The organism is Jiangella alkaliphila (genome assembly GCF_900105925.1).
In the GTDB taxonomy this organism is placed as follows: domain Bacteria; phylum Actinomycetota; class Actinomycetes; order Jiangellales; family Jiangellaceae; genus Jiangella; species Jiangella alkaliphila.
On the sequence record NZ_LT629791.1, the window covers coordinates 3,987,787 to 3,995,000 of the forward strand.

Below are 7,214 nucleotides of genomic sequence, written 5' to 3' on the forward strand. Positions count from 1 at the left end.
CTCATGGTGATGGTTCTTGACGATGCTTGGCGAGGCACACTAGCGTGCCGCCAGAAAACCTATTCCGGATGTTCACACTACACCGGGCTCAAGTGCAGGAAAACAGTTTCCGAGAGCGAGCGTCCATGACACACACCACGCCGGCCGGACCGGTGGCGCCGTCCGCCGCGGCGGCCGTGCGGCTGTGGCCGCTCGGCGTCGACCGCGTGCGGGTCACCGGCGGCCTGGCGGGGGAGTGGCAGCGGCGGACGCGCGACGTCACGGTCCCGGCGGCGGTCGCCCTGGTCGAGAGCACCGGCACGCTGCGCAACCTGGAGATCGCGGCTGGCGAGGCCGAGGGCGAGTTCGAGGGCATGCACTTCGCCGACTCCGACGTCAGCAAGGTCCTCGAGGCCGTCGCCTGGCAGCTGGCCGCCGACGGCCCCGACGCCAAGCTCGAGGCCACCGTCGACCACTGGACCGGCGTCCTCGAGCGCGCCCAGCGTCCCGACGGCTACCTGAACTCCCGGATCCAGGTCACCGCGCCCGGCGATCGCTACGCGAACCTCGTCTCCAGCCACGAGCTGTACTGCTACGGCCACCTCATCCAGGCCGCCGTGGCTCTGGACCGCGCCACCGGCGACGACCGCCTGCTCGCCGTCGCCCGCCGGGCCGCCGACCACGTCGTCGCCGAGTTCCTCCGCGGCGGCCGCACCGACCTCGACGGGCACCCCGGAGTCGAGACCGCGCTGGTCGAGCTGTACCGGCACACGGGCGAGCGGTCCTACCTCGACCAGGCCGCCGAGTTCGTGGAACGACGGGGCTACGGTTTCGCCGGCGAGTCCGATCGCGGCTGCGTCTATCTGGTCGACCACGAGCCGCTCCGCACCGCCACGACACTGAACGGCCACGCCGTGCGGGCGCTCTATCTCGAGGCCGGCGCGGTCGACGTCGCGGTCGAGACCGGCGACGAGGAGCTGCTGGCCGCGTCGATCCGCCGCTGGGACGACGCCGTCGCGCACAAGACGGCGCTCACCGGCGGGCACGGCTCGCGGCACCTGTTCGAGGCGTTCGGCGACCGCGACGAGCTGCCGCCCGACCAGTCCTACAACGAGACCTGCGCCGCCGTCGCGAGTATCCACTGGAGCTGGCGGCTGCTGCTGGCCACCGGCGAGTCGCGCTTCGCCGACCTCATTGAGCGCACGCTCTACAACACGGTCGCGGCCAGCACGAACGTCGAAGGCGACCGGTTCTTCTACGTCAACGCGCTGCAGCGCCGGCCCGACTTCACGCCGCCGCCCAAGGGTGGTCGCCGTCGCCCGTGGTTCCGGTGCGCGTGCTGCCCGCCCAACGTCGCCCGGCTGGTCGGCTCGCTCGGTCACTACGTGGCCACGACCAGCGGCGACGGCGTCCAGCTGCACCTCTTCGTACCGGCGGTCATCGAGACTCCGGGGGACGACGGCATCCGGCTCACCGTCGCGACCGAGTACCCCGACGACGGACGCGTCCGCGTCACCGTAGAGCAGACCCCGGCGGCGCCGTGGCGGCTGGAGCTGCGGCTGCCCGGCTGGAGTGCCGCAGACCGCACCACGCTCACCGTCGACGGCGCCCGCACCGACGCCGTGACGGACGAGCGCGGCTATCTCGTCGTCGACCGCGCCTGGCGGCCGGGCGACACCGTCGAGCTCGAGCTGGACGTCGCGCCGCGGCTCACCTACCCGCACCACCGCATCGACGCCCTGCGCGGCACCGTCGCCGTCGAGCGCGGACCGCTCGTGTACTGCTTCGAGCAGATCGACCAGCCCGCCGCCGTCACGCTCGACGATCTCGCGCTGACCGGCGCGGCCACCCGGACGGTGCGCCGTGAGAGCAGCCCCGGGCTGCCCGGCCCGGTCACCGTCGTCGACACCGCGGCCGACGTCCTGGCCGCGCCGTCCCGCGCCGGCCTGCCCTACGGCACCGGCCACGCGGCCGAGCCGGCCGTGAAGGCCCAGGTCACCGCCCGGGCCGTGCCCTACCACCTCTGGGACAACCGCGACGGCGGCGCCATGCGCGTCTGGTTGCCCCGTTCGCCCCGCCGCGGCACCGCCGCTGCGATCGTCAACGAGTCATAGGAGAACCGACGATGCCTCTCTCCACGAACCGCCGCCGCCTCGCGGTGGCGCTGACCGCCGCCGCGGCCGCGCTCGCCGTCACCGCGTGTGGCGGCGGCGACGACACCGACGGCGGCAGCGGCGAGTCGTCCGAACCGCTGACCTTCTGGACGCTCGAGTCCGAGCCGAACCGCGTCGCCCGCACCGAGGCCAACCTCGAGCGGTTCACCGAGGAGACCGGCATCGAGGTCGAGCTGGTCACTGTCGAGGAGACCGCCGTCCCGCAGCAGATGATCACCAACGCGGCGTCCGGCACGCTGCCCGACGTCGTCGACCACCCGATGGTCATGACGAGCCGCTGGCTGGCCGACGGGCTGCTCGACGCCGAGGCCGCGCAGGAGGTCGTCGACGAGCTCGACCCGTCGACGTTCCGCGAGGCGGGCCTGGAGTTCGCCACCGTCGACGACACCGTCGCCGCGGTCCCCACCTCGGGCTGGGGGCTGATCATGCACTACCGCAAGGACTGGTTCGACGCGGCCGGCCTCGAGCCGCCGACCTCGTTCGAGAACATCCTCGCGGCGGCGCAGGCGCTGCACGACCCCGAGAACGACCGCTACGGCATCGTGCTCGGCAACGACCCCGGCCACCAGGTCACCCAGCAGATCTTCGAGCACTTCGCGCTGGGCAATGGCTGCCAGCTGATCGGCGAGAACGACGAGCTGGCCCTCGACGACGAGCGTTGCGTCGAGACGTTCGAGTTCTACAACGAGCTCCTCACTGACTACGCGCCCGCCGGCACGTTCAACAGCGTCGACCAGCGCGCCGCCTACCTGGCCGGCCAGGCCGCGATGATGCCGCAGGGCCCGTTCACGCTGCACCGCCTCGCCGGCCTCGAGGACGCCGAGTTGGCCAACTGCGCCGAGTGCGCCGCCGACCCCGGCTACCTCGCCGCCAACACCGGCATCGTGTCCGAGATCGAGGGCTACCACGGCGACACCGCGCAGTACGGCCGCATCAGCAACCTCGGCATCACCGTCGACGCCGACACCGAGAACGCCCAGGAGCTGGTGAAGTACCTGGTCGGCGACGGCTACACCGAGTGGCTCGCCCAGGTGCCCAACGGCATGATCCCGATGCGCACCGGTACGCCGGAGAGCCCGACCGAGTTCGTCGACGCCTGGCAGCAGCTGAACATGGGCGTCGACCGCGACGGCACGCTGGTCGAGTACTACGGCGAGGAGACCGTCACCGAGCTGGTCGACGGCGCGCAGAACTTCGACGCCTGGGGCATCCAGCAGGGCTTCGGCGAGCTGGTCGGCGTGCTGTACGAGCTCACGACCATCCCGGCCGCCGTCGGCGAGGTCCAGAACGGCGTGCTGACGCCTGAGGAGGCCGCGGCCGACGTCCAGCAGAAGCTGACCGACGAGCTCGACCTCATCGAGTCGGCCGGCTGACCCCGTCAGGAACCCGATGACCACGTCCACGACCCAGCAGGCGCCGCCGGGACCCGACCGGCCCGGCGGCGCCGCGCCCCGCGGCAGGCCCGGCCGCAAGCCGTCGCCGTCGCGACGCAAGGAAGCGCGCTTCGCGTACCTGCTCCTGCTGCCCGCCATCCTCGCCACCGTCGTGCTGGTCCTGCTGCCGCTGCTGTGGAACGTCACGATCAGCCTGCAGAGCCTGCGGCTGATCGAGCTGCGCAACTTCACGCCGTTCGGGTTCCTGCAGGCCGAGCTGAGCTTCGACAACTTCCGGCTGGTGACGGGGCAGCGCGAGTTCTGGCCGACGGTGTGGCGCACCGTCGTCTACGCGTTCGCCGGGACGGTGCTGTCGCTGCTGCTCGGCCTGTGGGCGGCGCTGGCCATGCGCCGGCCGTTCCGCGGCCGCGGCGCGGTGAAGGCGCTGCTGCTGGTGCCGTACGTGCTGCCGGTGGTGGCCGCGGCGTTCGTGTGGCGGACCATGCTGTCGCCGCAGTACGGCATCGTGAACGCCTGGGGGCAGGACTGGCTCGGCTGGTCGCGGGTCGACTTCTTCGGCCAGCAGAACATCGAGCTGCCGCTGGTCGGCACCGTCCCGCTGGCGTTCAGCACGGTCATCGCGTTCGAGGCGTGGCGGTACTTCCCGTTCGCGTTCATCTTCATCTACGCGCGGCTGCAGGCCGTCCCGAAGGCGCTGTACGAGGCCGCGACCATCGACGGCGCCACCATCAGCCAGCAGTTCCGCCACGTCACGTTCCCCGCGCTGCGCGGCGTGCTGGCGGTGCTGTTCCTGCTGCGGTTCATCTGGAACTTCAACGACTTCACCAACATCTACCTGCTCACCGGCGGCGGAGCCGGCACCCGCGTCATCTCGATCGAGATCTACGAGTGGCTGATCGGGCGGAGCAACCCGGGCGCGGCGGCGGCGCTGTCGCTGATCCTCGCCGCGGTCATGCTCGTCGTGCTCACGGTCTACGTCCGCTGGCAGTCGAGGAGGGACCAGACATGAGCCGGCACGCGTTCGAGGAGCGGTTCTTCCGCATCGCCCGCTGGGTCAGCATCGTGTTCTTCGTCTGCCTGACGGGGTTCCCGCTGCTGGTGATGCTCGGGCTGTCGTTCCGGCCGGTGTCGTCGCTGCTCAACGAGCCCGGCCGGCTGCTGCCGCGGCTGTCCGAGATCGACCTCGACGGCTACACGCGCATCCTGTCCAGCCGCGAGGACGGCGGCTTCGGGTTCACCGGCTTCATCGGCAACAGCGCGTACATCGCCGGCGTCACCGTCGTCTGCTCGCTGTCGTTCGGCATCCTGGCCGCGTACGCCGCCACCCGGCTGCGCTACCGAGGGGCGTCGTTCATCAACGCCTCGATCATCATGGTGTACCTGTTCCCGCCGCTGGTGTTCGCGGTGCCGCTGTTCGTCATGTTCACGCGGCTGGGCATGCGGCCGTCGTTCACCGCCGTCATCATCATCTACTTCGCGTACACGCTGCCGCTGGCGCTGTACATGCTGCGCAACTACTTCAGCAGCGTCCCGATCGACATCGAGGAGGCCGCGCGCATCGACGGCGCCTCCCGGCTCGGCGTCATCCGGCACGTCATCGTCCCGCTGTCGGCGCCGGCCATCGCCACCGTCGGCATCTACGTGTTCATGTCGGCGTGGGACGAGTTCCTGTTCGCCCTGCTCTTCCTGGTCGAGGACCGCGACTCGTGGACCGTCGCCCTGGGCATCAACCAGCTGGAAGCGAACGTGGGGACGCCGACGACGGTGCTCATGGCCGGGTGCGTGGTCATCACCATCCCGGTCGTCGTGGCGTTCTCGCTGGTCCAGCGTTTCCTCACCGAAGGACTCACGTCCGGCTCGGTGAAGGACTGACCCTTCATTGGAGAAGACACCGTGATCGTGACCGATGTTCGTCCCCTCCTGCTCGACCGGTACCTGCTGGTCGAGGTTCGGACCGACACCGGCCTGACCGGGCTCGGCGAGTCCGGTGCGTGGGGGTTCCTCGAGGCGTCGGCGGGGGCGGTCGAGGCGCTGGCCCGCTACCTGGTCGGCAAGGACCCGCTGCTCATCGAGCACCACTGGCAGTACATGTACCGGTCCAGCCACTTCGGCGGCTCGGCCGTCATGGGTGCGCTCAGCGCCATCGACATCGCTCTGTGGGACATCAAGGGCCAGCACTACGAGACGCCGGTCTACGAGCTGCTCGGCGGCCGGGTCCGGTCGAAGGCGCGGGCCTACGGGCACGTCTTCGGCTCGACGCGCGAGGAGCTGGTGGCCGGCGTCATCGCCGCCAAGGAGGCCGGGTTCACCGCCGTCGGCCACCTCACGCCGTTCCTCGACGAGCCGTTCTCCGAGCCGTACTTCGCGACGCACGCGCAGAAGGTGCGCGGCGCCGTCGACGCCGTCCGGCAGTACCGCGAGGCCGTCGGCGACGACGTCGACCTGTGCATCGAGATCCACCGCCGGCTCACCCCGGCCGAGGCCGTGCAGGTGGCGCTGGGCATCGAGCCGTACCACCCGATGTTCATCGAGGACCCGGTGCTGCCCGACAACGTCGACGAGATGGCCTACGTCGCCGGCAAGATCAACGTCCCGATCGCGACGGGGGAGCGGCTCACCAGCATCTGGGAGTTCGACATGCTGCTGCGCCGCGACGCCGTCCAGTACGTCCGTCCCGACGTCTGCCTGGTCGGTGGCATCACCGGCGCCAAGAAGGTCGCGGCGCTGGCCGAGGCCCGCCACGTCGGCGTCATCCCGCACAACCCGCTGAGCCCGGTGTCGACGGCGGCCTGCCTGCAGATCGCCGCCAGCGTGCCGAACTTCGTGCTGCAGGAGTACCCGCTGGGCGAGGACGAGTTCCCGAAGAAGGACATCGTCGACCCCGCCTACGGCTACGACGGCGCCGGCTTCCTCACCATCCCCGACGTCCCGGGCATCGGCGTCACGCTGCGCGACGGCGCCGTCGAGGCCGCGCCGCCGAAGCCGTGGACGATCGAGACGCGACTGCACGCCGACGGCTCGGTGATCGACCAGTAGCCGATACTGGCGCCGTGGACACGGCGATGGTGGAGCGTTCGTTCCTGGCCCGGCCCGGGCTGGCGGTCGCGCCGGAACTGCTCGGCAGCGTGCTGCGGCACACGACGTCCGAGGGGACGGTGGCGGTGCGGCTGACCGAGGTCGAGGCGTACCAGGGCGCCGAGGACCCCGGCTCGCACGCGTTCCGCGGCCGCACCCCGCGCAACGAGGTGATGTTCGGCCCGGCCGGGCACCTGTACGTCTACTTCACCTATGGCATGCACTTCTGCGCCAACGTGGTGTGCGACGTCGACGGGACGGCGACGGCGGTGCTGCTGCGGGCCGGCGAGGTCGTCGAGGGCGCGTCGCTGGCGGCCGTTCGCCGGCCGTCCGCGCGGGCGCCGCGCGAGTACGCCCGCGGCCCCGCGCGTCTGACGTCCGCCCTGGGCCTCGGCCGGGCCGAGAACGGCGCCGACCTGTGCTCTCCCGGGTCGGCGACGGCGCTGGAGCCGGGTCCGCCCGTCGACGCCGGACGGGTGCGCACCGGCCCGCGCGTCGGCGTCAGCGGCCCCGGCGGTGACGGCGTCGCGTTCCCGTGGCGGTTCTGGCTGGACGGGGAGCCGACGGTGTCGCCGTACCGTCCGCACGTGCC

Annotated in this window: 6 protein-coding genes (1 of these 6 running past the window's edge); all 6 read left to right on the forward strand. The window is 71.3% G+C overall.

Annotation, left to right across the window (positions count from 1 at the left end; translation table 11 throughout):
* The first annotated feature begins 125 nt into the window (after positions 1-125).
* Tightly spaced (at most 26 nt apart), the 6 genes in view from BLV05_RS18190 to BLV05_RS18215 form a layout consistent with a single transcriptional unit that may run on beyond the window.
* Positions 126-2,093: a glycoside hydrolase family 127 protein gene (locus tag BLV05_RS18190; protein ID WP_046770550.1), complete on the forward strand. Its 1,968-nt coding sequence runs from the start codon at positions 126-128 to the stop codon at positions 2,091-2,093.
* 11 nt (positions 2,094-2,104) lie between these two features.
* Entirely contained in the window at positions 2,105-3,526 is a 1,422-nt protein-coding gene (locus BLV05_RS18195) for an ABC transporter substrate-binding protein (protein WP_046770549.1), read from the forward strand.
* A 16-nt stretch (positions 3,527-3,542) separates the two neighbouring features.
* Positions 3,543-4,556, forward strand: coding sequence for a carbohydrate ABC transporter permease (locus BLV05_RS18200; RefSeq protein WP_046770548.1), 1,014 nt, complete (start codon positions 3,543-3,545; stop codon positions 4,554-4,556).
* A complete protein-coding gene (locus tag BLV05_RS18205) occupies positions 4,553-5,419 on the forward strand; it encodes a carbohydrate ABC transporter permease (RefSeq protein ID WP_046770547.1) in 867 nt (288 codons plus the stop codon). Before BLV05_RS18200 ends, BLV05_RS18205 begins: the two co-directional genes overlap by 4 nt.
* Before the next feature lie 21 nt (positions 5,420-5,440).
* The gene (dgoD, locus tag BLV05_RS18210) at positions 5,441-6,583 is read left to right on the forward strand and encodes a galactonate dehydratase (RefSeq protein ID WP_046770546.1); all 1,143 of its coding nucleotides are present in this window, start codon (positions 5,441-5,443) and stop codon (positions 6,581-6,583) included.
* A gap of 26 nt (positions 6,584-6,609) precedes the next feature.
* On the forward strand, positions 6,610-7,214 hold the 5' portion of the coding sequence (locus BLV05_RS18215) for a DNA-3-methyladenine glycosylase (RefSeq protein WP_046770679.1). Its footprint extends 16 nt past the window's final position; 605 of the gene's 621 nt are visible here — the first part of the coding sequence; its start codon is at positions 6,610-6,612; its stop codon lies beyond the right edge, outside the window.

Bases quoted from the DNA above. Each gene is read 5' to 3' on its own strand.
- BLV05_RS18205 (WP_046770547.1), top strand. From the start codon at position 4,553: ATGAGCCGGCACGCGTTCGAGGAGCGGTTCTTCCGCATCGCCCGCTGG.
- BLV05_RS18200 (WP_046770548.1), top strand. From the start codon at position 3,543: ATGACCACGTCCACGACCCAGCAGGCGCCGCCGGGACCCGACCGGCCC.
- BLV05_RS18195 (WP_046770549.1), top strand. From the start codon at position 2,105: ATGCCTCTCTCCACGAACCGCCGCCGCCTCGCGGTGGCGCTGACCGCC.
- BLV05_RS18190 (WP_046770550.1), top strand. From the start codon at position 126: ATGACACACACCACGCCGGCCGGACCGGTGGCGCCGTCCGCCGCGGCG.